Consider the following 26544-nt stretch of genomic DNA (forward strand, 5'->3'; position numbering starts at 1 on the left):
GTGCTTGCTCCTTTCGTTTACTTGTATCCTCTTACGTTGGAATCATAAGCATATGGATCAACGTGATTGGATTCCTTTGGTACCACCAATGCAGCGATGAAGTAGATCAACAATGATGTACCTCCCGTAGCGAAAATACTGATGAAGAAAATGATACGTAGCAGCGTGGTACTCAATCCGAGATTTTCAGAAATGCCACCGATCAAACCTGTTAGCCTTCGATTACGCGCCGAGCGGTATAATTTATTCATTGTGACTACTCCTTTCTGTCATTGTTCAATTTCTGTCTTAAGCGTTCCAGTTCCTTATCCAGCGTAGAGGATGACATGCTGCCAGTCACTCCTGAACCATCTTGATTCATCCGCCGGATATCGCGGAGACTTTGTGCTTCATATTCGAGATCAGAGACTTGGTCATCCAGTCGGTTAAACATACGGGGTACATTCTGACCGTTGTGATTGCCTCTCTGGTTCATACGTTGCTGTAACTGAATCGTCTGCATACGAGCGTAGTAATATTGGCGTTTGCTGTATACATTCTGATATTCAACCTTCAGCTGGTCGATCTGTTCATCCAACTCCTGTAATGCCGCATAACTTTGTGCATACAATTCATTGTACTGTTCCATTTTTTCCTCGTGGAGGATTTTCTCCTGCAAGGCCAGCTTAGCGAGATGTTCTTCCCCTGCTTTCAGAGCCATGGAAGCCTGTTCTTCCCGTTTGTTCACCATACCTGCTGCCTGATCGGCTTGTTGTTTCATTTGTCTGGTATGGCTTGCATATTGATGACGAAGTTTCTCGGCTTCACCGATGTCTTGGCGGGTCGAGACCAGGAACTGATCAATCAGTTTGACTGGGTCCTGACTTTGCTCCAAATGTTCGTTCAGATTAGCTACGGTAATATCCCGCATTCGACGAAATACACTCATTATGTTCTGTCCCTCCTTTTCATAATCGTGAAAGCTTAGTACCGACCACGACGACTGCGGTTATTGCTTAGCATTGAGATACCAAAGATGATTAACCCGATCGCGATGATCGGTCCGATCAACCATGCCAGTTTACCCATCAGTGAGATGATACCGATGATGAGAACAATCCAGCCAAGCATCACATTCCCTCGTTTAACTCCGTAGTATCCCAGTGCAATCATCAGGACCGGAATCAGATAACCCATTAAGTGTCCAAGAAGTGGAGTTAACTTTCCGAAGAGGAGTAGTGCACCCAGCGCAATCAATACAATCGCCCAGCCATTTCCCTTATTCAATCTCATAATTGTTGTTCACCGCCCTTTCCATTCGTTCCTTTTAATGTGTTGAGTCATTTGTTCGTTTGTTTCTTGTTTTTTGTTTCCGTGTTTCTTGTTTAACCTTATGTCCTTATTCTAGGGGATTCCGCGACTTTTCAAAACAGACCGTGGACGGTTTTTCATCCTAGACTCAGGTCGGGGATCTAGTTGGACCTTTGTCTGTCCCTATATAAGACCAACGTTCCACCTAAGCTGAATAGCACTCCAGATACCTTCTATTACCCGTATTCAGGCTACCCTTTAGCAGATGTCGACCTGTAGAGAGAATGTTGTCCATGTCTCTATTTACGTTCACACTGCAATTTCGTTTCTCATGATTCCGTATTGGATAGTCATTCCAAGCCGTTTCTCTAACCTTTTCTGCAAAATCATCTATCAGCAATCCCTTATCTCTACTTCTATACTCTCTTGTAAAATTACTTATTTATCCAAATAAACAAAATTTAGATTGTTCTATATGTAAGCGTTTACTAAAATAGAAAGTGTTACTATTTCTAATGTCAGGGGTGGAACTGAAACTGTGCGACCAATCAGCTATCTCCATAAAATGATCATCTTCGGAATCCTGTTAAGCACCCTGCCCATTTTGTTAACGGGAATTGCCGCATTTATCTATTCATCAAACCAAACAGAGCTGCATCGTACGCAGGCTAACAGACAGTTGCTGGAACAAATGCAATCCAACGTAGAACACAAACTCGCTACAGTTAGTTATATGCTTGATCAGGCCGTTCGCTCTCCAGTAACCCTCCGCTCCCTGTCTGCTTCTTCTTCACTAGAAGGGAAAGGGCCTTTGCTTGCCGACAAACTACAGAGCGAATTTCAGAATATGAGGTCATGGGAACCTTTGCTGGATATTACTCTGGTGAATCAATCTCAGAATTGGCTTATTGATCATGCCGGATTATATCGTAATACGGATTTTCCACTGGCTCTTCCCATGAAGGAATTGATATCGGATACGTTAACCTCTGGATGGCAGCTCTCCCCTTCATCGGTGTTCAGTAATGATGAGCGCTCACCCGGTACAGGCTGTATCTATCATATTGCCCTTGCGAGATCTATTCCGAATCTGAATACGTCATCCGATGCTGCCTTGATTGCCGGAATTCCTGCATGCTCTTTGCAAAATACACTAGGAGAAGCCTCCCTAGGCAATGCTGCCTCTGGACTGATCATTTTGAATCGGGAACAACGTATCTTGGTGCATCCCGATCCCGTATACATTGGACAACCGTTGTCTGCCATTGGATTACAGGATCGGGATACGGAAGCCAACATAACCAAACTATCACCCATCACATTTTCAACAGGCTTTGAAAAACGGGAAGTTAAGATCGCCGATACACATTATTCCCTGACGTATAGCCCTTCTACCTTAAAGGGATGGACTTATGTGCTAATCTCACCTACCAATATTCTGACACAAGAATATATCGATATCGGATTACACACCTTGTATATCAGTATCTTCTTACTTTTACTTTCATTATTACTCGCCTGGCTCGGCTCCAAGCGAATGCATGTCCCGATTCGTAAACTTTTAACCCAACTTGGTGACAACCACCTGTCCAAAGAAGGAAACACGGTAGCTCAGCAATCACCACCATTTTCTGATGAGTTCGAACAGATCAGAGCAGGGGTCTCACAATTATCTGCCTCTCGCTCCCAATTAGAGAACACACTTAATGTGCATCTATTGCAGATTCGCAATCATTTTATGATGAATCTGTTCCAGGGTAAGATCCCTGTTCATACTCTTCATGACGCCCTGAATGAATATGGCTACACGCATCAGGTTCGGGAATGGCAACAAATTGCTGTTATTACACTACAGGCCGATCTTGTTAATCATACAAAATATAGAACTAGTGATCGTGATCTCTTATTATTCGCTATTCAAAATATATTGGAGGAAACCGTTGTGCATAACCAACAATTGCTTCCCATTGTGCTGGAACATACGGTAGTCACGGTGATTGGGAGCGTTGAACAGGATCAGTTTATTTTTTCACAGCAGCTATATGTATTAACAGACCAGTTACAACAACAGATGGATAAGATTCTAGCTCTTCAAGTCAGTATAGGATTCAGCCAGCCGCACAGCTCTCTATATCACATCTCTCAAGCTTACACAGAAGCCATGGAAGCACTAAGGCATCGGATGAAGCTGGGAACAGGCATTATTTTTCAATATGAGAACATAGATCATTACGCTCCCACTTGGTCCATGACCTACCCGGAATCATTGGAATATTCGTTGATCCAAGCTATTCAAAATGCGGACGAAGTCCAGGCATCTGCTCTTCTGAAACAACTGCTTGAAGTGATCTTTGGTATGGAGGTTACACCGGAGGAGTATGAGGTGGCTCTTACGAGGCTACTCACGCATATTTTGCAAATGACTCAGGAATCCGGCATACGACTCGGACAGATCTCCCAAGGTCGTGGTTCGATGTTTCATGAACTTCATAGTTTGCAGTACGCTGCTGAAGTTGAGGATTGGTTTAAATATCAAGTCATCTTGCCCGTCATCCAGGTTTTTAAAGCGAGACAGTACGCCCAGTATCAGCATATATCTGAGAAAATGATTGCCATGATTCATCAAGATTATGATAAGGATCTGACGCTTGAGGAATGTGCTGTTAAGCTTCACTACAATGCCAACTACTTAAGTAGTGTTTTCCGCAAAGAGACAGGCTGTGCATTTAGTGAATATCTGACCAAGTACCGATTTAACATCGCTAAAAAATGGCTGGACGAAAGTGATCTAACCGTTAAAGATATCGCAGCACGACTTCGGTACAATAATCCGCAAAACTTTATCCGATCATTCCGTAAATGGGAAGGAATCACCCCCGGCCAGTATCGGGAGCGTAAGCAGAAAGCAGAAGTGTCGAACATCTCTAAATAAACGAGGGTCTGGTTCAAAGCGGTTGATGAATTAGTGGCTTCAAAAAAGAGGGAGCACATAACCTGCTCCCTTCACTTACACCTTCACTTCTGCAATCTTAACTTCATATGTTTCAACCGTTCATCTTTTGGCACAGCGTTGTGATGCTTCCTAGTGCCATCTTAGACGTTAGACTACATTGTCTCAGTCTCAATTCCTGATTATCATTACACGTGCCACGCTTATGCGATTTATCGCTTATCCTTAGTGCGAACTGTTTTCATATTGGGCTGTTCAAGTTGAATTAGAATTTTACCAAATCTTCCTCCACGTGAGAAGGTCACAGTACTATCCTTGTACGTATCGCTAATGTAATCCTCAGCCAATCTGAGGGAATCTTCATCCGATGGTAACTCATACGTATTAAGCCATTCTGGCAGCTTCTCGATAATCTCTTCCACCGGTACTTCAAATGAGTTAACTTCTCTCGTAATGATCATCGTATAAGAATAACCCTTCAAATACAGCAACTGTTGGATATACCCCATATCATCGACCTTGTGTGAAGAAGTTACACCCAGTACATCCTTAAGTTCATCCATTAGTGTGTGTTCCTTCTGTCCCGCCATAGTACTTATATACACATACTTCCGGGCACAATTGATCGCCTGCTCAATCGTTTCCCAATCCGACATCGCCGGACACATGGATGCAAATGCAAAGTCATATTTCTTCTCCCAGCCTTTATCCTGAATAGAGATTTCCTCATATCGTTCGTTTACGATTTCGATTTTGGATTCCAGAGCTGGAGGTATCGTCTCTTTCATAAGGGAGACAAGCAACTCAGAAGGCTCAACTGCCGTCACACTTGCCCCCTTTTCCGCAAAAGGAATGGTAAATATGCCTGAGGCCGCTCCAATGTCCAATATGGATAATCCTGAGAATTCCACACCCTGGTTTTCAATCCAGCCCATAATGCGTTCAGAACGCTGCTTTCCTTCTTCAGTGAACGACTGTGCATGATAATCCCTGGCCCATCGCTCAAAAGCTTCTTCTATATTAAAGGGGGCGCTTTTCTTCTTATATTTTGAACTTCTCGGACGATTCTTCCATGCCTCTTCCCATACAGAAAGATCAAATAACAGATCGGTATCCGATACATTTTTTCCATTAGTCACTCTACTTCACTCCTCCATATTAAAGACTTTACTTATCTACAATATACTCAATATAATCATACGTCAATCTTTATTAACGTCCATCTTCTCTTACTCTAGATTTTCTTACTGCACATAAATCGTTTCATATAAAATAAAAATAGCCCTACACATTGCATAAGCAACATGTAGGGCTATTCAATATACCGGCGAGAGGACTCGAACCTCCACGGTTTCCCACTCGATTTTGAGTCGAGCGCGTCTGCCATTCCGCCACGCCGGCATATGCTGGAGGCGCCACCCAGATTCGAACTGGGGATAAAGCTTTTGCAGAGCTGTGCCTTACCACTTGGCTATGGCGCCATATTTTGGAGCGGACGACGGGAATCGAACCCGCGACCCTCGCCTTGGCAAGGCGATGCTCTACCGCTGAGCCACGTCCGCATAATGGCTGGGGATATAGGATTTGAACCTATGCATGACGGAGTCAAAGTCCGTTGCCTTACCGCTTGGCTAATCCCCAATAAAAAATGAAAAAACAAAGGGGCGATCGAGGGGAATTGAACCCCCGAATGCCGGATCCACAAACCGGTGCGTTAACCACTTCGCCACGACCGCCATAAAAGGTTAATTTCTAAAAAGTTAATTGGCAGGGGCAGCAGGAATTGAACCCACACCAACGGTTTTGGAGACCGTTGTTCTACCTTTAAACTATGCCCCTAAAAACTGGTGGAGGATGATGGATTCGAACCACCGAACCCGTACGGGAGCAGATTTACAGTCTGATGCGTTTGGCCACTTCGCTAATCCTCCAGGATTACATGGTGCCGGCGAGAGGACTTGAACCCCCAACCTACTGATTACAAGTCAGTTGCTCTACCAGTTGAGCTACACCGGCTTATTAAATTATTTAAAAATGGTGGCTCGGGACGGAATCGAACCGCCGACACGAGGATTTTCAGTCCTCTGCTCTACCGACTGAGCTACCGAGCCATAATAAAGTCTAATCTTAATTCCTTACACTTTATATAGGGCATCAGTGCCATACAGCAGATGTAGTGAACAGTTTGCCTCATGTAAAGATTAAATGGCGGAACCGACGGGATTCGAACCCGCGATCTCCTGCGTGACAGGCAGGCATGTTAGGCCAACTACACCACGGTTCCAGATCACTTTCTCAAAGGAAAGTATAATTGCGGGGGCAGGATTTGAACCTGCGGCCTTCGGGTTATGAGCCCGACGAGCTACCGGGCTGCTCCACCCCGCGTCGTTATAAAGTTTATATGGTGGAGGCTGAGGGGATCGAACCCCCGACCCTCTGCTTGTAAGGCAGATGCTCTCCCAGCTGAGCTAAGCCTCCGAACAACACATTTATGATCATACCATAATCTTGTTGTAAAAATCAACTTCTTTTTTTGAAGTTATTATGACCCGTAGGGGATTCGAACCCCTGTTACCTCCGTGAAAGGGAGGTGTCTTAACCCCTTGACCAACGGGCCTTAATATTATGGCGGAGAGAGAGGGATTCGAACCCTCGAGACGCTTGTGACGCCTACACGATTTCCAATCGTGCTCCTTCGGCCAGCTCGGACACCTCTCCATATGGCTCCCCGAACAGGGCTCGAACCTGTGACAACTCGATTAACAGTCGAGTGCTCTACCAACTGAGCTATCAGGGAATATGCTTCAGAGATCGTTCTCTGAAAACTAGATTCGAAACGAAACATGCGAATTACAACTTGCTATTGGATAAGCCCTCGACCGATTAGTACTGGTCAGCTCCATGCATTGCTGCACTTCCACCCCCAGCCTATCTACCTCGTCGTCTTCAAGGGGTCTTACATACTGGGAAATCTCATCTTGAGGGGGGCTTCACGCTTAGATGCTTTCAGCGTTTATCCCGTCCGTACATAGCTACCCAGCGGTGCTCCTGGCGGAACAACTGGTACACCAGCGGTACGTCCATCCCGGTCCTCTCGTACTAAGGACAGCTCCTCTCAAATTTCCTACGCCCACGACAGATAGGGACCGAACTGTCTCACGACGTTCTGAACCCAGCTCGCGTACCGCTTTAATGGGCGAACAGCCCAACCCTTGGGACCTACTTCAGCCCCAGGATGCGATGAGCCGACATCGAGGTGCCAAACCTCCCCGTCGATGTGGACTCTTGGGGGAGATAAGCCTGTTATCCCCAGGGTAGCTTTTATCCGTTGAGCGATGGCCCTTCCATGCGGTACCACCGGATCACTAAGCCCGACTTTCGTCCCTGCTCGACTTGTAGGTCTCGCAGTCAAGCTCCCTTATGCCTTTGCACTCTTCGAATGATTTCCAACCATTCTGAGGGAACCTTTGGGCGCCTCCGTTACTCTTTAGGAGGCGACCGCCCCAGTCAAACTGCCCACCTGACACTGTCCCCGCACCGGATTACGGTACCAGGTTAGAACCTAGATACGATCAGGGTGGTATCCCAACGTTGCCTCCATGCAAGCTGGCGCTCACACTTCAAAGGCTCCCACCTATCCTGTACAGATCGTACCCAAATTCAATATCAAGCTGCAGTAAAGCTCCATGGGGTCTTTCCGTCTTGTCGCGGGTAACCTGCATCTTCACAGGTATTAAAATTTCACCGGATCTCTCGTTGAGACAGCGCCCAAGTCGTTACGCCATTCGTGCGGGTCAGAATTTACCTGACAAGGAATTTCGCTACCTTAGGACCGTTATAGTTACGGCCGCCGTTTACTGGGGCTTCGGTTCACAGCTTCGGATTGCTCCTAACCACTCCCCTTAACCTTCCAGCACCGGGCAGGCGTCAGCCCGTATACTTCGCCTTACGGCTTCGCACAGACCTGTGTTTTTGCTAAACAGTCGCTTGGGCCTTTTCACTGCGGCCCCCTCGTGCTATTCACACTACCGGGGCACCCCTTCTCCCGAAGTTACGGGGTCATTTTGCCGAGTTCCTTAACGAGAGTTCTTCCGCGCGCCTTAGAATACTCTTCTCGCCTACCTGTGTCGGTTTGCGGTACGGGCACCATCACCTGGCTAGAGGCTTTTCTTGGCAGTGTGAGATCATGACCTTCGCTACTATAATTTTCGCTCCCCATCACAGCTCAGCCTTACAATGTGCGGATTTGCCTACACATCAGCCTTACTGCTTAGACGGACATCCATCAGTCCGCGTCACTACCCTACTGCGTCCCCCCATTGCTCATAACGGCTTACGGTGGTACAGGAATTTCGACCTGTTGTCCTTCGACTACGCCTTTCGGCCTCGCCTTAGGTCCCGACTTACCCTGAGCGGACGAGCCTTCCTCAGGAACCCTTAGGCTTTCGGCGGATCAGATTCTCACTGATCTTTTCGTTACTCATACCGGCATTCTCACTTGTATAATGTCCAGCGCTCCTTACGGTACACCTTCAACCCTTATACAACGCTCCCCTACCCCTGATGCAAAGCATCAAGCCATAGCTTCGGTGGTGTGTTTAGCCCCGTTACATTTTCGGCGCAGAGTCACTCGACCAGTGAGCTATTACGCACTCTTTCAATGATGGCTGCTTCTAAGCCAACATCCTGGTTGTCTGTGCAACTCCACATCCTTTCCCACTTAACACACACTTGGGGACCTTAGCTGATGGTCTGGGCTGTTTCCCTTTTGACAATGGATCTTAGCACTCACTGTCTGACTCCCGGAAGTAAGTCTATGGCATTCGGAGTTTGACTGAGCTTGGTAACCCTTGCGGGCCCCGCACCCAATCAGTGCTCTACCTCCACGACTCTGTTTTCCGAGGCTAGCCCTAAAGCTATTTCGGGGAGAACCAGCTATCTCCGAGTTCGATTGGAATTTCTCCGCTACCCCCACCTCATCCCCGCATTTTTCAACATGCGTGGGTTCGGGCCTCCAGTGCGTGTTACCGCACCTTCACCCTGGACAGGGGTAGATCACCCGGTTTCGGGTCTACGTCCACGTACTAATTCGCCCTATTCAGACTCGCTTTCGCTGCGGCTCCGGCTCTTCACCTTAACCTTGCACGGGAACGTAACTCGCCGGTTCATTCTACAAAAGGCACGCCATCACCCCTAAAACGGGCTCTGACTTTTTGTAAGCACACGGTTTCAGGTTCTATTTCACTCCCCTTCCGGGGTGCTTTTCACCTTTCCCTCACGGTACTGCTTCACTATCGGTCGCTAGGAAGTATTTAGCCTTGGCAGATGGTCCTGCCGGATTCATACGGGGTTTCACGTGCCCCGCACTACTCGGGATCCGTCTCGGAGGGAACCAACTTTCAACTACAGGGCTTTTACCTTCTTTGGCGGGCCTTTCCAGACCTCTTCGCTTAACCGGTTCCTTTGTAACTCCATGTGAGACGTCCCACAACCCCAAAGAGCAAGCTCTTTGGTTTGGGCTTCTCCGCGTTCGCTCGCCGCTACTGACGGAATCACTATTGTTTTCTCTTCCTCAGGGTACTTAGATGTTTCAGTTCCCCTGGTATGCCTCTACATAACCTATGTATTCAGTTATGAGTAACTGGAAATTACCCCAGCTGGGTTTCCCCATTCGGACACCCCCGGATCAAAGCTTGCTTACAGCTCCCCGAGGCAGTTTCGTTGTTCGCCACGTCCTTCATCGGCTCCTAGCGCCTAGGCATCCTCCGTGTGCTCTTAGTAGCTTAACCATTTTGTTCCGGTTTCGGTCGCTCGCTTCCCTTGTTTTGGACTACGTCCAAATCCAAAAGTCGCTCTCACCCGATACCATCACAAAAGCAATTTAACTACCTTTATAAACACTTCACTTGTTTACACAAGATCAGCTTAAAGGAATGTTCTAATTCGCGTTTGTTTCGTTTCGATATCTAGTTTTCAAAGAACAAGCTCCATGCAAAAGCAAGCTGTTTGAGAGTTTGAGCTCTCAAAACCGAACAACGAGTGAGTGTTTTGCAGCTAAGCTGCGTATTTGAATGTTTCCGTTGCAGGAAACGATTCTCCATAGAAAGGAGGTGATCCAGCCGCACCTTCCGATACGGCTACCTTGTTACGACTTCACCCCAATCATCTATCCCACCTTCGGCGGCTGGCTCCTTGCGGTTACCCCACCGACTTCGGGTGTTATAAACTCTCGTGGTGTGACGGGCGGTGTGTACAAGACCCGGGAACGTATTCACCGCGGCATGCTGATCCGCGATTACTAGCAATTCCGACTTCATGCAGGCGAGTTGCAGCCTGCAATCCGAACTGAGACCGGCTTTGTTGGGATTGGCTCCATCTCGCGATTTCGCAGCCCGTTGTACCGGCCATTGTAGTACGTGTGTAGCCCAGGTCATAAGGGGCATGATGATTTGACGTCATCCCCACCTTCCTCCGGTTTGTCACCGGCAGTCTATCTAGAGTGCCCACCCGAAGTGCTGGCAACTAAATATAAGGGTTGCGCTCGTTGCGGGACTTAACCCAACATCTCACGACACGAGCTGACGACAACCATGCACCACCTGTCTCCTCTGTCCCGAAGGAAAGATACATCTCTGCATCGATCAGAGGGATGTCAAGACCTGGTAAGGTTCTTCGCGTTGCTTCGAATTAAACCACATACTCCACTGCTTGTGCGGGTCCCCGTCAATTCCTTTGAGTTTCAGTCTTGCGACCGTACTCCCCAGGCGGAGTGCTTAATGTGTTAACTTCGGCACCAAGGGTATCGAAACCCCTAACACCTAGCACTCATCGTTTACGGCGTGGACTACCAGGGTATCTAATCCTGTTTGCTCCCCACGCTTTCGCGCCTCAGCGTCAGTTACAGCCCAGAGAGTCGCCTTCGCCACTGGTGTTCCTCCACATATCTACGCATTTCACCGCTACACGTGGAATTCCACTCTCCTCTTCTGCACTCAAGTCACCCAGTTTCCAGTGCGATCCGGGGTTGAGCCCCGGGATTAAACACCAGACTTAAATGACCGCCTGCGCGCGCTTTACGCCCAATAATTCCGGACAACGCTTGCCCCCTACGTATTACCGCGGCTGCTGGCACGTAGTTAGCCGGGGCTTTCTTCTCAGGTACCGTCACCTTGAGAGCAGTTACTCTCCCAAGCGTTCTTCCCTGGCAACAGAGCTTTACGATCCGAAAACCTTCATCACTCACGCGGCATTGCTCCGTCAGGCTTTCGCCCATTGCGGAAGATTCCCTACTGCTGCCTCCCGTAGGAGTCTGGGCCGTGTCTCAGTCCCAGTGTGGCCGATCACCCTCTCAGGTCGGCTACGCATCGTCGCCTTGGTGAGCCGTTACCTCACCAACTAGCTAATGCGCCGCAGGCCCATCCCCAAGTGACAGATTGCTCCGTCTTTCCAGTTTCCTTCAGGCGAAGAAAACAATTATTCGGTATTAGCTACCGTTTCCGGTAGTTGTCCCAAACTTGAGGGCAGGTTGCCTACGTGTTACTCACCCGTCCGCCGCTAACCATCAGAGAAGCAAGCTTCTCTTCAAGTCCGCTCGACTTGCATGTATTAGGCATGCCGCCAGCGTTCGTCCTGAGCCAGGATCAAACTCTCCAATAAAGTATTGAAAAGAGCGATAAGCTCATTTTGAATCTGACGAGATTAAAAATCTCATTTGTGCTCCAGCCGATTCAAGCCAAGGCTTGTCTCAAACTTTCGCGTTCATTCTGCAAGCAGAATGTTTACTCACTCGTTGTTCAGTTTTCAAAGATCAAACACGATTTGTTTTACTTTTTTCGTCTCAACCAAGTTTCGGCGGCGACTTAAATAATGTAACACATTTCGTTTGTTTTCGTCAAGAACTTTTTTTAATTTCTTTTTTGAAGCTTTAGTTCTTCACTTTTCCTCTGAAGAATTTATCGTTTGTTGGCGATAATCTCGTTTGAGGAACGAAATATAATGTATCATATATCGTGAATGAGAGTCAACATCTTTTTATAAATTATTAGACAAACAAAAAAGGAAGGTTTCCCCTCCCTTATGTGATCAATATAATGTCAGGCCTCTGGAGAAGGTTATGCCTCAATCCAATACCGAATTTCCCGACCCTCTCCTCCGATTGATGGCCATCCTGCCGATTCTTTTACAATAGAACGAAAGACCAGCTTACGTATTACCAAAGGCAGATCTTCTCGAACAAATCTTAACTGTGGATGATGAACAAGTTCATTCATGCTCCACGGCTCCTTGCGACTTCTTAACACACGCAACAGCAGTTCTGAGCATTCACTCATTTTGGACATTACTGAAAACTCACAGGCAAGCAGGACAAGCTCTACTCGCTGCTCCAGCGTCTCCGAGCTTACGGTAAGCTCTTGATAAAGTTTCCATAAAGCGCGATCCAGATTCTGCACATGTGTCCAGACGGCATGATCCGGGTATATCCCCTGTTCAATCAATACAATTCTTGCCCAGTTCCCCAGAGCCTCTAATACATTGTAGTAGGCGTCTACAACATGACCTTCCTGAATATGACGTTTGGCCTCCACATACATTCTCAAGAAACTGGTGAATTCATGAAGCAGCTTCTGCTCACGCAATTCTGCCCCAAAGGTAGACAGTTCTTCTCGCAAATCACTTAAGGCGCTGTCCGCTTCCCAGATAATCTCACCTTCAATCAGACACTGGGTGAGATTATTATGATTCCCGGTTACTACACTACTCTTTAATTCATGACGGCTCGCATAGATCATCTGATAACGAAGATCACCATATCTGTAATGTCCGACCGTCGACTTCAATTGATCATCATTATGAACAACAAGTACTAATAATTCGAAATCTTGAATTAGGGAGCCGTGGAATCGCTCTCCCGGGTGGGAATAAGCGATAGCCCCAACTGCCCCTGTCTCTTCCGACTGTTCGGACAAAAAAGCAAGGTTCTTTAATTCCACGATTCCCTCCATACATTTCATGGCAGATAAGCGCCAAGTCAGTTATAATGTAATTCTACATCCAGACTGAAGTTTCCTTCTTTTCCAGGTCCAATACTACTCATACGATAGGAGCATTTTTCATGATTTTTAAATCAGCAAAAATTAATGCTTTTCGCACTTGGGGATTACTACTGACCATGCTAGGTATGGGCCTAATGATACTGGGAACAGCCGGGATTGTTTTTTGGGGACATGCAGGCAAGGTCTTCGCAGCTGTAGGACTCGTCATCGGCCTGATTGCCATGATGGCCAGTCTAGCCATTTATTTCTGGGCGGGTATGCTCTCCACCAGTGCAGTACAAGTCGACTGTCCGGAATGCGGGAAGTTAACCAAAATGCTTGGCAAAACGGATCGTTGTATGTTCTGTCATACCATCCTCACCCTGGACCCTAATAAGGCCAACATGACCAGTCAACAACTGAAAGCGCCTTCTACACAAGCTCCCCCCACCGATGGTTAGCACGATATGATCTCCAACCGCTAAATGTCTTTTCCCTTAATTTCATTGAAGAACAAAAAAAAAGGCCCGGTATGTTTACCGGACCTTTTTGGACTTGGCTTGTAAGTAAGCCTTGTTGCTGTTATCAATGCTAAGATATGAAGTTAAGTTATAATTTCTATGACTAATAAAATGATAAATTACATGTAAGATGGTATCAGACGAGGGCAACTTCTGACTTTTGCAAAGCAAAACAAGAGAAGAGATCCGTCGAACACGGAGCATGAGTAAATTATTTCTGGTACCCAGCCTGCTTCAATACCTCCCATGCAGAAGCATTAGCAAAGCTTCGATTCCATGCTGCTACTCCGCCCAGCTTCAGCGAAGCAATCAAATCCACACGCGCCTGAAGGGACACGGCATCTTCGATCCATATTTTCTTGGTAGCTCCGTCTTCCTTATATTCCACATAGTTCTGTCCACTTGCCTGATCCAGTTCAGGTTTGAGTTTCTTCTCTTGGATCAGCTCCACAATGGCATTCATGCCCACCGCTTTGGAAGACACTTTAACCTCACCCTGATCATTCGTCTCTTCCGTCCATATCCGGGTATAGAGCGGAACCGCCATGATCAACTTGTTAGAAGGGACTTCATCCTCCTCAAGTATGCGTCTCATGGAAGCCTCGGTCCAAGGCAGAGATGCTACCGAACCTGCCTTGGGACTGGCCGCCCAATGTTCATCATAAGCCATCACAATAACATAGTCTGCAAAAGAACCTAATGCACGGCGATCCAGAAAGGCAGACCACATCTCACTGTTTGATTTTGGTGTTACATCAATTGATAACATCAATCCATGTATACGAGCCATCGCCTTGATCTCGCGCACAAACTGCGTAATATTCGGCCCGTCATCGGTATACACGTTCTCAAAATCGATGTTGATACCATCCAGTTGATACGTCTGTGCATACTCTAACATCTGCTCAATAATATGAGTGCGTGTCTCGTAAGAAGCTACAGCTTCTTTTGTAACGTCCGGATCAAAGCTGTTATCCATGAGTCCCCATACTTCCATACCCGAACGGTGAGCCCAGTTCACATAAGCTTGGTTTCCCTTGCTTTTCACAGTGCCCTGTCCATCCGTAATATGAAACCATGTGGGGCTGACCACATTCACACCTGGCATTTTACCGATAGAGCCCACATCAGGCTGACGATTGTACACGGCTTCCCAAACCAGATTTACCGGTTTATTCTGCCACTTCTTCTCTGCTGCAGTCAGCGTATACTTGGGCAAGTCCACCTTCTTTTTCTCGGTGAGGACAATATAATCATTATCTACATATCCGGCATATCCATTATCGAGTTGAACAAAACTCTGTTTATCACCCGTCTGCCATACACGTACCCGTGCATCCTTTTCCATGTCGGCAATGATTGGTGAGGATTCTCCACCACGTTTATATAACGGCACCGTTTTGTCGGCTTTGGATGATAACGTATCAATCTCTGCATACTGTATCATGTCTCCACCACGCATCAGCAGCACAGCACCTGTTACTGAATCTTCCTGTACGGTTATGCCATATACTTCTTTCAAAGGTTTGAGCGGAATATAGGCTTCTCCGTCCTTAACCTCAGGCTTAACTGTCATAGGATAATCTTTGTGATTAAGTTCTGCTTGTGTGCTTCCATCTTTCATATGAAGGACTCGCTGAGGAGAGGCAATAATGATATCTCCCGATTCTGATTCATAACGTATGCCTGCATCAATCGCTTCTTGCAGCACATCTACAGGCAACTTGAGTTGATCTCCTGTACCCAGAGCGTCTCCATCCATCAGTTGCCCATCTACAAAAATAGGCTGGCTTCTTCCTACCCAGTCGGGGTCTTCATGGGTCTGGTTCAACCATACATTTGTTATAAGCCAGTAAGCCCCCCCGGCGATCAGACAAGCCCCGAGAAAACCGGGCCAAAATGAACGTCGCTTCTGACGTGTATATCTGCTTTTTCTACCCAAACGTCTACCTCCGTTAATTATGCTGATCATAAGGATGTGCGCATAAGTTGTTATAAAGATGAGCATTTTGCATAAATGCTAAAAAAAAACGTGAAGAATCCATACTGAATTCTGCACGTTAATATTGTAATTCAACTCTCTTAATCCCTGCAACTTTTGCAAACGCCATATACTTCCAATCGGTGACCGTGTACTTCGAATCCTGTACTAGACTCCGCCTGAAGCTCTACACTTTTGAGTGAAGGATAGCTGAAGTCTTCAATCTTGCCGCATTGATCACAGATAACATGATAATGATCCGTCACATTGGCATCGAAGCGACTTGAATTATCTCCGTATGTCAATTCCCGGACCATGCCAGCTTCCAGAAACATCTTCAAATTATTATATACCGTTGCCACGCTCATACTGGGAAATTGGGGTTCAAGGGCTCGGTAAATTTCATCGGCTGTCGGATGCCCCATGGATTCCATCAGATAGTTCAATATGGCATGACGCTGGGGTGTAATACGGACACCGGTCGTTTTCAGATGCTCCAACGCATGTTGGACACGTGTTGCCATAAAACCCACCGCCTTACCTTTCATTCTCTGGTGAAGAGTAAGTTACCGTCTCCTCGCTCAGAGTTGATTCCCGGCCATTAAGAACGACAATCCATCTTTCATGCCGTGTAATCTTGCCAGTGTACATTTATTGTACGGCGATTACAAGTTTATTGTCAACGCGGCAGTCAAGGAACCTCTGTAGAATCCTCCTGGGAATTTGCTCCGTCTTCGGTTGTCTGTTCCAGATTCTCAGCCGTATCTTCAGAATCAGGTGTAACTGTTTCAGGCGTAGATACAGCCGGATTACTCTGAATGGTGAGATCACTGTTGCCTTCAATTTTCACCCTGTACTCGCCCTCACCGAGCTGGCCTTCTATGGTTTTATTCTGTACTTTGAACGGCAAATCCGTACTTAGATCTCCATAACTGCTGGAACCCGCAAGACTGTAGTCTCCACGATCAGGAAGTAATACGTTAATGGCTCCCACCGCACTGTACACATCCCAGTCCCCTCCGACTTTGGTAGATACGATGTTAATACTGCCATTAAGCGATTGGGCTTTGATTCCCAGATTGGCTCCATCCAGCGTAATATTGCCGTTGCGTGTCTCTGCGATGAATTCACCAACGGAGTCCGCAATACTGATACTTCCCACTTGTGTAGCAAGATCTACATCGCCGGAAATACCGCGAGCCTTCATATCTCCACGGTTACTGTCCAGATCGACATTACCTATGGCGTTGGCTACAATGACATCCCCGTTCAACGTTTTCCCGGAGATATCTCCAACAGCATTGGTAATCCGGATACGTCCGTTACCCGTTTCGGCCAGTATGGTACTAATGGCTTCCGGACGGTTTAATAATATGGCTCCATTGGAAGTTCGAATATCCAGATTAAAACGACGATCTTCCGGGATCGTTATGGTAAGATTCATACGCGGCTGCGTTTTTTCATTGTCTCCATACGTCTTGCCTGTAGCTTTGATATAAATCACTTTTGTACCATCGGCCTCTACAAAAGAGGCTGCTGCAACGGCCTTTGCCTGTACTTCCGTCGTCTGATCTACCCAGATCACCGTCCGTACTTCAATCTCATCCGTATCTCCGCGTTGTACCGAGATATCTCCGTTGACACCTTCAACCACTAGGTCTGACGTATCCATGCGAACAGGTACACGAATCGTGCCCTTATCCTCCATATATCCTGCCGCTTGACTGTAGTCCATGGATGCCGCTCCGAGATTTAGACTCACTCTATTCCATAAGTGCATGTAATGATCCTGCTCGGTAACGATAAATACGGAAGCTGCCAAAATCAGTGAGGTTAGAATGCCTTTGGCATCGGGTCTGAAACGTACTTTGATTTGCTCATCAGGATTGCTCGGGTTATCCGATTGCACCTTGTTTCTTCTGCGTGTCCACAGAAACAGCACAATATATTCAACACCCAAAACAACGAGCAAAAATGGCCAACAGTCAACCATCTCATATACATAGTCCGTTCCCCACCGTTTATCCAAAATCAACAGCACACCGACCGCTATGATTAAGGCGGCAGCCGTATAGCGGCCAACCCGGACTTTACGGTTCATCACGTTCCCTCCTTGTATTGTTTCCACTACATTTTTTTCTTGTTCAACATCACCCAGAACTCACGACCAAACAGAAGCAAACCGCCTACGATCATGAGAACCGCAAATGAATATCCGCCGTACATGGCGAGAAGCTCTTGAAACCAACGTGGTTTGCGGAAAAAAAGTACCATTAAAGATCCGCCCACAATCAGAAGTAATCCAAACGATATGCCTCTCTCCCAGACCATCATTGCATCTCGTGTAGAACGTTCATTTATCGGCTTGTCCGAAGTTGCCTGGGTTACGGCTCTACGTCTGCGCATCATGACCCAATCTGCAGATTGCAACACATCATATACATTGTAAAAGTAAATAACCGGAATACACAAAGCCAGCAAGATGAGCAATGGCACATTGATCTGTATACCAATAGATGAGAAGTACAACACTGCTGACAGATCAAGCAAAACAAGCAGCATAAAGGTCAAACCCCTCATGTACAATCTCAGATAAATATGACCCAGGCCAGGAATAATGGCACTCAGTAATCCCGCAATAAACTTGTGAGTCCGATTTCTGACCGGTTTGGTCTGAACTGTACGAGTCTTTTTGTTCAATTGACGTCTCCGTTTCATAACATACTCCTCTCTTCTGATCTGACCTTCCGCTCTTCATGCATTTGGTTAGATAGTACCCTAAAGAGCAAGGAGAGTAACTGGAAGAAATATGGATATGACCAAAAACCCTCCGGCACTACTGGCCTGGGGAGGGTTGTAATTCATTATTCGATCGACACCTTGGTAACGTGTTCCCATTGTCTTAACTTGGATACCAAGCCTACCGTTTGGAAATCATGCGGTACCTGAACATGCAGCACAATCTCAATTTTGCGTTCAACTGACACCATCTCTGCATAAGCCAGATCTTGTTCATTCACGGTAATTTTACGGATTTTGATCTTCTCCTGCTCCATACATGAAGACAGTTGTTCGAGAAAACCGGGTTCTGACAAGGTATGAAGTGTAACAACATGCAGTTTGTTCCCTCGTAGATACCTTAGCTCTAATTTGTTAAATACCCAGAGATTAAGCAATACCAGAACGGTGGATACGATAGAGGCAAAAAAGAATCCCGCACCTGCTGCGAGCCCAATGGCTGCAACAACCCAGATTGAAGCAGCTGTAGTCAGTCCGGTAATGGATTTTCCCGTGAAGAGAATTGTCCCTGCTCCCAGGAATCCGACACCAGTAATTACAGCAGTAGCCAAACGCGCTGGATCGATCCTTACATTTAATTCATTAGCAAAATCTTTAAAGCCATAAACAGATAACATCATGATCAGTGCAGAGCCAAGACATACCAAGATATGGGTACGCAAACCGGCAGCATGATTGGACCGTTCCCGCTCCAGGCCTACGAGCCCTCCAAGCAGCATAGCCAGCAATAATCGTAATAAAATGTGCCACTCATCAATGAACCAGGGATCGCCCAAAGTCGGTATTCCTCCTCAAGTTGTTAATATTATTAAAGTTTATTCTTGTGAAAAGTCGTTAATTCCACTCCAGGTGCAATCTGTGTGACTTCCACAGGCGTAAAACCAAATTTGGTGTACAGATTCACTGCGGGTTGATTCAGCGTTCCTGTGGAGACGATATAACGCGGAAGATCCGCATGCTGTTCCAACACATACGTCATCAAAGATGCCGCAATTCCCTTGCGAAAGTGATCCGGGTGCACCATCATTCGTGTAATGGTCAGTGTGTTCTCCTCTTCCTCCGCTACAGCGACAGCCCCGATAAGATCTCCGTCATCATGGATACAACCATAAAAACTCTCTCCACAATCCCGAAGTGTCTCCATCGTATCCATCAAAGGAGGAATCTCCTGAAATCCGATGATTTCGGCTTCCAATCGATAGGCCACATGTTGTAGTCTCCATAACTGTCCCAACGTCTCCAGATCACTCAGTGACAATGGTTGAATGTTCATATCCGTTCCCCCGTCCGAAATACATTTGTATCTATCAATACCAAAAAGAGGCTGTCACAGGGACGAGCCTCTTTCTGTCCGGCCTCACCGGAAGGATTAGCGGTTCAGTACATCTGCAAGCAGTTGGTTGGCTAAAGCGGGATTCGCCTTGCCTTTACTTTCTTTCATAACCTGACCAACAAGGAAGCCAATGGCTTTTTGTTTACCAGCTTTATAGTCTTCCACGGATTGAGGATTATTCGCCACAACCTGCTCAACGATGGCAAGAATGGCACCTTCATCACTAATCTGCACAAGACCCTTCTCTTCAACGATCTGCTGTGGAAGCTTGCCGCTCTCCAGCATTTCCTTGAATACCGTTTTGGCGATTTTGCTGTTGATTGTGCCCTTCTCCAGCAGGCCAATCATCTCACCCAAGCCTTGACCTGTCAGTGGAACTTGAGTCACTTCAAGGTTGCTCGTATTCAGGTAACCCAGCAAGTCGCCCATGATCCAGTTGGATACGGACTTCGCATCCTGAGTGTATTTCAGACTATCTTCAAAAAGATCTGCCACAGCTTTGGAGGAGGTAATAACCTCTGCATCATAGCTAGGCAATCCATAATCAGCCGTGTAACGCGCCTTGCGCTCGTCTGGAAGCTCAGGTATGGTAGCTCTGATCCGCTCTTTCCAGGCTTCGTCAATATGCAAATTCACCAGATCCGGGTCTGGGAAATAACGATAGTCATGCGCCTGTTCCTTACCACGCATCGACAGTGTTTTCCCTTGAGCTTCGTCCCAGCGACGCGTCTCCTGAACCACTTCGCCGCCATCATCCAGAATCTCAGCCTGACGATATTGCTCATATTCCAGACCACGCTGAACACCACGGAAGGAGTTCATGTTCTTCAGCTCGGCTCTTGTTCCCAGCTTCTCCTGTCCATGTGGACGCAAACTGATGTTGGCGTCACAACGCAGTGATCCTTCTTCCATCTTCACGTCCGACACATCACAGTACTGCATGATTGCACGCATTTTTTCAAGATACGCACGCGCCTCTTCCGGAGAAGAAATCTCAGGTTCGGATACAATCTCCACAAGTGGAGTACCGACACGGTTAAAGTCCACCAAAGACGCGTATCCGCCATCAATATGTGTAAGCTTCCCTGCATCTTCCTCCAAGTGAAGACGCGTGATGCCGATTCGTTTCGTTTCACCATTCACTTCGATATCAATCCAGCCGTTCTCACCGATTGGTTGATCAAATTGCGAGATCTGATAGGCTTTTGGTGAGTCGGGGTAAAAGTAGTTTTTACGGTCAAACTTGCTGACATCAGCAATCGTACAATTCAGGGCCATCGCTGCCTTCATGGCGTAGTCTACCGCCTGACGATTCAATACAGGCAGTACACCCGGATGTCCGAGACAGACCGGGCAGGTATGCGTATTCGGCGGAGCTCCAAAAGCTGTGGAGCAGCCACAGAAAATTTTGGAGTTGGTATGCAACTCCACGTGGACTTCAAGTCCAACGACCGTTTCATATTTAGATGCGGACATTTCTATATTCCTCCGTTCCGGGCAGTCTACAGCTGCGGGCGCTGCTTGTGGAATTCTGTATTTTGTTCAAACGCATGCGCTACACGCAATACGGTTGTTTCATCAAAGGCTTTACCGATAATCTGCAGGCCAACAGGCAATCCATCCGAGAATCCACATGGAATGCTAACAGCAGGTACACCAGCAAGGTTAACCGGAATAGTCAAAATATCGTTCAGATACATCGTAAGTGGATCATCCACCTGTGAACCCAGTTTGAACGCCGTAGTTGGCGCAGTTGGTCCGATAATCACATCATATTTGGCAAATACATTGTCGAAATCCTGTTTGATCAATGTACGTACCTTCTGTGCTTTCAGATAATAGGCATCATAGTAACCCGAGCTGAGTGCATACGTTCCGAGCATGATACGTCGTTTCACTTCCGGACCAAAACCTTGACTGCGGGACTGATGGTACAGATCCAGCAAGTTATCCGGATTGTCAGCACGCACGCCATAACGTACACCATCAAATCGAGCCAAGTTGGAAGAAGCCTCTGAAGATGCCAGCAGGTAATACGTAGCCACCGCATATTCGGTATGCGGAAGGGATACTTCTTCCCATGTTGCCCCGAGCCCTTCAAGAACTTTCAATGCAGACAAAACTGTCTCTTTCACTTGTGGATCTACGCCTTCACCGATGTATTCCTTCGGAACGGCAATGCGAAGCCCTTTGACATCACCTGTCAGTCCGCTCAAATAATCCGGGATTTCTACTTTTGCAGATGTCGAATCTTTGGCGTCATAACCAGCAATGGCTTGCAATACATAAGCAGAATCTTCAACATTTTTCGTCAAAGGACCAATCTGATCCAGGGATGATGCAAATGCAACCAATCCAAAGCGGGAAACAAGTCCGTACGTCGGCTTCAATCCAACAACACCGCAATACGAAGCAGGCTGTCTGATGGAGCCACCTGTATCTGATCCAAGCGTGAAGTATGCTTCTCCCGCAGCTACAGCTGCTGCAGAACCACCGCTGGAACCTCCTGGAACACGATCAAGTGCCCATGGATTACGTACAGGGGAGAAACTTGAATTCTCATTGGAGCCGCCCATGGCGAATTCGTCCATGTTGAGTTTACCAATAGTTACGGTGTCCGCAGCTTTCAATTTCTCGACAACTGTCGCGTCATACACCGGGTCGAAATTACGAAGGAATTGGCTACCACACGTCGTGCGCAGTCCGTTCGTAACGATGTTATCCTTAATACCTACTGGCAGACCAAAAAGCAAACCTTTCTCCTCGCCACTAACCAGACGGTCATCCAGTTGACGTGCACGAGCGCGTGCTTGTTCTTCATCCAGTGCCAAATATGCCTTAACTTTATCGTCATGCGCGCCAATGTTCTGATACGCCTGATCCACCAAATCGCTGACCGACAGCTCTTTGGCATGCAGCTTGTTATGTAACTCAGGCAACGATTGTTCAAATAAACTCACAGTTTTTGTCCTCCTTCCGGTTATCCGTTATTCCATTACTGCAGGCACTTTAAACTGCCCGTCTTCTTCTTCCGGTGCATTGCGCATCACCTGTTCAATCGACAGGCTTTCTTTGGTCTCATCTTCACGCATAACATTGCTTACGTGCAGAACGTGAGTGGTGGGCTCGATGTCTTCTGTATCCAGCTCATTCAGCTTTTCTGCATATTTTAAAATCGCGTTCAGCTGACCTGTCAGGGTCTGTTCTTCTTCAGCAGTCAAGTTGAGCCGGGCCAGCTTGGCCACATGCTGAACGTCATTATTCGAAATACTCATTAGCGGATGCCTCCTTCATTCGTTCTGATTCCCGAAACGACCTGAAACGAATCGCTCGTTTAACGGGCTAAAGTCTCAAGATAACTTTTTTCATTATAGGTGAGATAGTTCGACAATTCAATGCAAATGACCTGACAGGCTTCCGGGAAGCTAAAATCAAACTTATAAAATAAAAAAGAGCCGGCATCAGCCGACTCTTAAAATTCTAAATCCATGCACGCAGATTAACCTGCTTTATAAAATCCGCCTGTGACATAACATCGTTCGCGGTTTCCTCTTCCTCTTCCACAGCTTGAAAATCTCCGTTCATCAGATAATGAAACAGCTTCTCATTGTGTGTCGCAAGGGCGTAATCTATCAACGCTTCTCGCTCGACCCGCTCAGCTTCCTGCTTCAGCAGAACCTCTTCCAGATCGACGTCGCCGGATGGAACAAAAAAGTTCCGGTTCACCTGCGGCACTCGAAGCACGTAATCGAACGCATTGTCCGGATTCCGGTCATAAGCGATGATGAAACCATATTCCCCCACAGGAAGATTCTGCTCAAACGCATCCGCGACGATGACAACCTTCTCTCCTAATCGCAGCATCGTCTAACCTCCTGGTAGTCTATCATTAATATTTATTTGTATAGTCTACTAGAAAAGAATAACGATGTCTAGGAATACTAGAATTAAACAACATATTTGTGCAAAATCTTTTTTCCATTTTTAAAATGATGTTATTTCTGATTCCGTGCACCTGGCTTGCGCTGTGATCGAATCACGACAAACCAATATATTATAAGTGGCGTGGGAAATCCTGTGATTCCCCATAATCCCCATAACCAAGGGAAACGTCCACGTCTGCGTGCGTCCTGAAAGATCCATGTGCCCTGAACCAGAAGGAAAATGCCAAGCAATGCCAGCCACAGTGGAGAAATCTCATCCAATGAATAATGTATTTTATTCATGATGAACCTCCTTCCGGCGCCGTCCGGCCCAAATCACAGCCAAAATCACCGCAACAGCTGTACCAAGAGCCTGGATTCCCAGATAAAGAGCTGGAGCAGATACAAAAAATAATGCCCCAAAGGTTATGGCAAGCAATCCAACCAACCAGAAACATATCATCTCGATCCAATTGGCTCGACGTCTAATCTGTCTCCGTTCCCTGACTTGGGCTTCAAGTGCACCCAAAGAAGGAATACTTGTCGGCTCAAATGCATCATCGAGCACTTTCATGTGTTGCTGCAATCGTTCTACAACTTCTTGTTCTTGTGCATCATCTGATCTGCTCATCCTTATTCCAGCTCCTTTCTTAACTGACGGAGACCATAAGCTGTGCGTGACTTCACCGTTCCCGCAGGAATACCCAGCATTTCCCCGATCTCGTCATATCCGTATCCATAATAATGCTTCAGTAGCACTGCAACACGATGTTCGGGTGTCAGTCTTGTCATCGCATCCATGACATCTGTCCATTCTTCATTCCGAGTCTCAAGCTGCCAGCGGAATCGACGTACAGCCTGATCCCGGATGAGAGCAAGCCAGTTCTGTTCTCTCTTCTTACGTCTTGTCTTATCGATATAGATGCGGGTCGCAATGGTGATCATCCATGATGAAAAGGCAGACGTGCCATCATATCGATGGATATTTTCCATACAACGAATCATCGTATCTTGCACCGTCTCTTCTGCGAGGTTAGCGTCCATTGTCACTTTGACAAGATACTTATACACAAACGTGTAGTGACGTTGCAACAACGCTGCGAGTGCGCTATCGTCTCCCGATACTGCTCTGCGTACCTCTTCAAGCTCAGCTACCTTTATCATGAAATCACCTGCTTCCCGTTCAATCTGGAGTTAATACGACAGGCTCTGCAAAAACGTTCAATGGAATCAAAAAAAAATTAAACCCGACAATTTCCCGGGCAATCAGACTTGATTCCGGTAATCTTGCAGCTTGTCGAACCACGGTTGGTTGCGGGCTCCGTTTCTTAAAACACGGCTTGCCCATATATTCTGCTGAGACTTCACCACTTCATTGGTCACGCTAGGGTTATGTATTAAAGCTCGCTCAGTACCTGTTTCTCTTTTCCCACTTTCCAATATGCGACGGTTTTCTTCAATGATCGGATACTCGACACGCTGATTCAACGGAATAACTCTTGTTTTCTCCACTTTGATATTCCCCACTCTCATGATCTATATAAGTTGAACTAAAGATTATTTACACTGACACTACGATGACAGAATAACCTTCCAATCGCTGTTATCCCCAGATTTTTTGATTCCCTTTTCTTAAAGTGAAAATCCGGTGATAGCGTATGCTTCCGAAGTTGCTTTCTTGCAGAAAGCTTGTAGCTTCGCTTTTACAGGTTTTTTCTGTCCTTTCCGTTATTGTGTAAATGATTAGTTCAACTTATATACTATTTTTCTTAAACTCATCATTTCTAAATCAATCTGTACTTGCTGCTAACTTGCTATTGGTCTCAAACTGGCTTGTGATGAAGCGCATCTTGCATCTCTATGTAGCGTAAAAAAGGCTAATTCTGTGATAAAAAGGGGCTGAAAACAAAAAAAAGAACGCAAACCGGGTATAGACCACAGTCTGCGTGCTTCGCGAGGTTGGGTGTTTCTTGGTAATGCTTCAGTTAGATGATGCCTTAACGCTTGTAACAACTAATTGCTATTCTAATGAAAAAGTTGTCACTTGTCCAGACTTTCTTCACATATCATGTCGGATTATCTTGCGGACACGTAAGGATTGTTCTGTTTCTCATAACCAATGGTCGTTTTGGGACCATGACCTGGATATACTTTCACTTCATCAGCAAAGGTGTAAAGCTTGTTCTGGATTGAATCAATCAGATCCCGTTCACGCCCTCCTGTCAGGTCCGTTCTGCCCACACCCATGCGGAACAGCACATCACCGGCAAACAGGTCGTTATCACAAAGCAAACTTACACTGCCTGGTGAATGTCCAGGTGTATGGAACACTTTAAACGTATGACCAATCAGATTCAGCTTCTGCCCTTCGTCCATGGCATATTCAGCAGGATCTGTCGAAAGCGGTGGTGTCGCCTGTGGCCAATTCAAAGATCCATTTAATTTCGGGGTGGTGAGCCAGTCACTCTCCAAGTCATGAAGATAAACGGGACATCCCTTCAATTTACGGATCTCATCTACCCCGCCCATATGATCAAAGTGAGCATGAGTGAGGAGAATGGCTTCGATCTCCAAGTCTTGGATCGCCTTAAGTAGCGGCCCTGGATTCATGCCTGGATCGATAATGACGGCTTTGCCCGGATCATCTCCTTGTAAAAGGTACGCGTTGGTCTGAAGCGGGCCTAGTGTAAACGTACGAATGTTAAGCATATCGGC

At 46.7% G+C, this 26544-nt stretch carries 22 protein-coding genes, 15 tRNA genes and 2 rRNA genes; 2 read left to right on the forward strand and 37 right to left on the reverse strand.

The window, feature by feature from the left end; translation table 11 throughout:
* Positions 1–17: 17 nt before the first annotated feature.
* Genes MHI52_RS26195 through MHI52_RS26205 form a run of 3 tightly spaced genes read right to left on the reverse strand, consistent with a single transcriptional unit; the run spans position 18 to position 1272 of the window.
* Entirely contained in the window at positions 18–251 is a 234-nt protein-coding gene (locus tag MHI52_RS26195) for a PspC domain-containing protein (protein ID WP_036673255.1), read from the reverse strand.
* A gap of 5 nt (positions 252–256) precedes the next feature.
* Entirely contained in the window at positions 257–928 is a 672-nt protein-coding gene (locus MHI52_RS26200; RefSeq protein ID WP_017692312.1) for a PspA/IM30 family protein, read from the reverse strand.
* Positions 929–963: 35 nt separating this feature from the next.
* Entirely contained in the window at positions 964–1272 is a 309-nt protein-coding gene (locus tag MHI52_RS26205; protein WP_017692311.1) for a LiaF transmembrane domain-containing protein, read from the reverse strand.
* 556 nt (positions 1273–1828) lie between these two features.
* Here MHI52_RS26205 and MHI52_RS26210 point away from each other — a divergent pair.
* On the forward strand, positions 1829–4222 hold the full coding sequence (locus MHI52_RS26210; protein WP_405157938.1) for a helix-turn-helix domain-containing protein: 2394 nt from the start codon (positions 1829–1831) through the stop codon (positions 4220–4222).
* A gap of 230 nt (positions 4223–4452) precedes the next feature.
* On the opposite strand, the gene MHI52_RS26215 is transcribed toward MHI52_RS26210, so the two are convergent.
* The 19 genes from MHI52_RS26215 to MHI52_RS26305 all read right to left on the reverse strand — a co-directional run bounded on the left by MHI52_RS26215 (position 4453) and on the right by MHI52_RS26305 (position 13230).
* Positions 4453–5379, reverse strand: a complete 927-nt coding sequence (locus MHI52_RS26215; protein WP_405157939.1) for a methyltransferase domain-containing protein — start codon at positions 5377–5379, stop codon at positions 4453–4455.
* 183 nt (positions 5380–5562) lie between these two features.
* Positions 5563–5641: transfer RNA gene (locus MHI52_RS26220), tRNA-Leu, on the reverse strand.
* Positions 5642–5647: 6 nt separating this feature from the next.
* Positions 5648–5721, reverse strand: a tRNA-Cys gene (locus tag MHI52_RS26225).
* A 6-nt stretch (positions 5722–5727) separates the two neighbouring features.
* Positions 5728–5802: transfer RNA gene (locus tag MHI52_RS26230), tRNA-Gly, on the reverse strand.
* A 4-nt stretch (positions 5803–5806) separates the two neighbouring features.
* A tRNA-Gln gene (locus MHI52_RS26235) sits at positions 5807–5881 on the reverse strand.
* A 22-nt stretch (positions 5882–5903) separates the two neighbouring features.
* A tRNA-His gene (locus tag MHI52_RS26240) sits at positions 5904–5976 on the reverse strand.
* 29 nt (positions 5977–6005) lie between these two features.
* Positions 6006–6079: transfer RNA gene (locus tag MHI52_RS26245), tRNA-Trp, on the reverse strand.
* Positions 6080–6085: 6 nt separating this feature from the next.
* Positions 6086–6171 (reverse strand) — tRNA-Tyr (locus tag MHI52_RS26250).
* A 9-nt stretch (positions 6172–6180) separates the two neighbouring features.
* Positions 6181–6256 (reverse strand) — tRNA-Thr (locus tag MHI52_RS26255).
* A 19-nt stretch (positions 6257–6275) separates the two neighbouring features.
* Positions 6276–6351 (reverse strand) — tRNA-Phe (locus MHI52_RS26260).
* Positions 6352–6446: 95 nt separating this feature from the next.
* Positions 6447–6524, reverse strand: a tRNA-Asp gene (locus MHI52_RS26265).
* Between the two features lie 27 nt (positions 6525–6551).
* Positions 6552–6625, reverse strand: a tRNA-Met gene (locus tag MHI52_RS26270).
* A gap of 17 nt (positions 6626–6642) precedes the next feature.
* A tRNA-Val gene (locus tag MHI52_RS26275) sits at positions 6643–6718 on the reverse strand.
* 67 nt (positions 6719–6785) lie between these two features.
* A tRNA-Glu gene (locus tag MHI52_RS26280) sits at positions 6786–6857 on the reverse strand.
* Positions 6858–6866: 9 nt separating this feature from the next.
* Positions 6867–6958 (reverse strand) — tRNA-Ser (locus MHI52_RS26285).
* Positions 6959–6961: 3 nt separating this feature from the next.
* Positions 6962–7037: transfer RNA gene (locus MHI52_RS26290), tRNA-Asn, on the reverse strand.
* 66 nt (positions 7038–7103) lie between these two features.
* A 23S ribosomal RNA gene (locus MHI52_RS26295) occupies positions 7104–10029 on the reverse strand.
* Positions 10030–10343: 314 nt separating this feature from the next.
* A 16S ribosomal RNA gene (locus MHI52_RS26300) occupies positions 10344–11896 on the reverse strand.
* The 16S and 23S rRNA genes sit together here with 15 tRNA genes alongside, the layout of an rRNA operon.
* Positions 11897–12351: 455 nt before the next feature.
* The gene (locus tag MHI52_RS26305; protein WP_036667991.1) at positions 12352–13230 is read right to left on the reverse strand and encodes a nucleotidyltransferase-like protein; all 879 of its coding nucleotides are present in this window, start codon (positions 13228–13230) and stop codon (positions 12352–12354) included.
* Positions 13231–13352: 122 nt separating this feature from the next.
* Between MHI52_RS26305 and MHI52_RS26310 the strand changes: the two genes are divergently transcribed.
* The gene (locus tag MHI52_RS26310) at positions 13353–13733 is read left to right on the forward strand and encodes a DUF2614 family zinc ribbon-containing protein (protein WP_017692307.1); all 381 of its coding nucleotides are present in this window, start codon (positions 13353–13355) and stop codon (positions 13731–13733) included.
* Positions 13734–14004: 271 nt separating this feature from the next.
* Here MHI52_RS26310 and MHI52_RS26315 read toward each other — a convergent pair whose 3' ends face one another.
* From MHI52_RS26315 to MHI52_RS26385, 15 genes are all read right to left on the reverse strand, one after another.
* On the reverse strand, positions 14005–15735 hold the full coding sequence (locus MHI52_RS26315; RefSeq protein WP_036667993.1) for a glycosyl hydrolase family 18 protein: 1731 nt from the start codon (positions 15733–15735) through the stop codon (positions 14005–14007).
* Between the two features lie 140 nt (positions 15736–15875).
* Positions 15876–16298, reverse strand: coding sequence for a peroxide-responsive transcriptional repressor PerR (gene perR / locus MHI52_RS26320; RefSeq protein ID WP_026081471.1), 423 nt, complete (start codon positions 16296–16298; stop codon positions 15876–15878).
* 167 nt (positions 16299–16465) lie between these two features.
* Positions 16466–17875 carry a DUF4097 family beta strand repeat-containing protein gene (locus MHI52_RS26325; RefSeq protein ID WP_405157940.1) on the reverse strand — a complete coding sequence of 470 codons (1410 nt, stop codon included), beginning with the start codon at positions 17873–17875 and terminating at the stop codon, positions 16466–16468.
* 26 nt (positions 17876–17901) lie between these two features.
* Positions 17902–18492, reverse strand: coding sequence for a hypothetical protein (locus MHI52_RS26330; RefSeq protein ID WP_340984253.1), 591 nt, complete (start codon positions 18490–18492; stop codon positions 17902–17904).
* A 146-nt stretch (positions 18493–18638) separates the two neighbouring features.
* Positions 18639–19349, reverse strand: coding sequence for an MgtC/SapB family protein (locus MHI52_RS26335; protein WP_017692302.1), 711 nt, complete (start codon positions 19347–19349; stop codon positions 18639–18641).
* A 32-nt stretch (positions 19350–19381) separates the two neighbouring features.
* Positions 19382–19846 carry a GNAT family N-acetyltransferase gene (locus MHI52_RS26340; protein ID WP_074096432.1) on the reverse strand — a complete coding sequence of 155 codons (465 nt, stop codon included), beginning with the start codon at positions 19844–19846 and terminating at the stop codon, positions 19382–19384.
* Between the two features lie 96 nt (positions 19847–19942).
* Complete coding sequence (gene gatB / locus MHI52_RS26345; RefSeq protein ID WP_036667996.1) at positions 19943–21382, reverse strand: Asp-tRNA(Asn)/Glu-tRNA(Gln) amidotransferase subunit GatB; 1440 nt, start codon at positions 21380–21382, stop codon at positions 19943–19945.
* A gap of 26 nt (positions 21383–21408) precedes the next feature.
* Positions 21409–22866 (reverse strand): Asp-tRNA(Asn)/Glu-tRNA(Gln) amidotransferase subunit GatA, encoded by a 1458-nt coding sequence (gene gatA, locus MHI52_RS26350; RefSeq protein ID WP_036667997.1) that lies wholly within the window; start codon positions 22864–22866, stop codon positions 21409–21411.
* A gap of 27 nt (positions 22867–22893) precedes the next feature.
* Positions 22894–23181, reverse strand: coding sequence for an Asp-tRNA(Asn)/Glu-tRNA(Gln) amidotransferase subunit GatC (gene gatC, locus MHI52_RS26355; RefSeq protein WP_036607033.1), 288 nt, complete (start codon positions 23179–23181; stop codon positions 22894–22896).
* 205 nt (positions 23182–23386) lie between these two features.
* Complete coding sequence (locus MHI52_RS26360; protein ID WP_405157941.1) at positions 23387–23770, reverse strand: ATPase; 384 nt, start codon at positions 23768–23770, stop codon at positions 23387–23389.
* Positions 23771–23901: 131 nt separating this feature from the next.
* Complete coding sequence (locus tag MHI52_RS26365; protein WP_174806499.1) at positions 23902–24132, reverse strand: hypothetical protein; 231 nt, start codon at positions 24130–24132, stop codon at positions 23902–23904.
* The gene (locus MHI52_RS26370; protein ID WP_076328915.1) at positions 24125–24460 is read right to left on the reverse strand and encodes a YxlC family protein; all 336 of its coding nucleotides are present in this window, start codon (positions 24458–24460) and stop codon (positions 24125–24127) included. Before MHI52_RS26370 ends, MHI52_RS26365 begins: the two co-directional genes overlap by 8 nt.
* 2 nt (positions 24461–24462) lie before the next feature.
* Positions 24463–24993, reverse strand: a complete 531-nt coding sequence (gene sigY / locus MHI52_RS26375) for an RNA polymerase sigma factor SigY (protein ID WP_076328914.1) — start codon at positions 24991–24993, stop codon at positions 24463–24465.
* Between the two features lie 102 nt (positions 24994–25095).
* Positions 25096–25341 carry a hypothetical protein gene (locus MHI52_RS26380; RefSeq protein WP_127551797.1) on the reverse strand — a complete coding sequence of 82 codons (246 nt, stop codon included), beginning with the start codon at positions 25339–25341 and terminating at the stop codon, positions 25096–25098.
* Between the two features lie 564 nt (positions 25342–25905).
* A complete protein-coding gene (locus MHI52_RS26385; RefSeq protein WP_036607016.1) occupies positions 25906–26538 on the reverse strand; it encodes an MBL fold metallo-hydrolase in 633 nt (210 codons plus the stop codon).
* Positions 26539–26544 lie beyond the last annotated feature (6 nt).

This window comes from Paenibacillus sp. FSL H8-0283 (assembly GCF_045040675.1).
Lineage (GTDB): Bacteria > Bacillota > Bacilli > Paenibacillales > Paenibacillaceae > Paenibacillus > Paenibacillus amylolyticus.